The following is a 524-nucleotide window of genomic DNA, read 5'->3' as shown; positions in this document are numbered from 1 at the left end:
CGGCCCGCGTCGGGCCGGTCAGAGGGGCCGAGCAACGCCATGTAGTCGGCGGTGCCCTGGTAGGCGACCGCCACCCCACGGGCGGAGCCGGACAGCAGCGCCGACACCTCAGCGCTGGTCAGCGCGATATCGACGGTGCCGCCCTGTGCCACTGTCCCGGCGCTGCTCGCGGGATCGCTGTCTCGTACCAGGGCACCACGGACTACATGGCACTACTGGGCCCATCTGACCGTCCCGACGCTGGACGGGTCACTCTCATCACCACGATCTAAGGAGGCACGGGATGCCGACCACACCGATCTATGGACTCCGGACGCCGGAGTTGGCGGACGCAAACAACGTCCCGGCAGATATGGCCCTGCTGGCTCAGGGCACCGAAAATGCGCTGTCGTCGCTGTCTCCGTCGTGGTCGTCATACGCCGTGGCGTGGTCGCAGAGCGACGGCACCAACCTCTCGATCGGAAACGGGACGCTGGAGGGTCGCTGGATGCAGGTGGGGCGTCTGGTGCACGCCTCGGTGTCGA

General features: G+C 67.7%; 1 pseudogene. It reads left to right on the top strand.

Annotation, left to right across the window (positions count from 1 at the left end):
• Positions 1 to 283: 283 nt before the first annotated feature.
• A pseudogene (locus RMT89_RS40930) lies at positions 284 to 524 on the top strand (hypothetical protein); the annotation flags it as partial.

The organism is Streptomyces sp. P17 (assembly GCF_032436805.1).
Lineage (GTDB): Bacteria > Actinomycetota > Actinomycetes > Streptomycetales > Streptomycetaceae > Streptomyces.
This window is presented reverse-complemented; position numbering and strand designations above follow the sequence as displayed.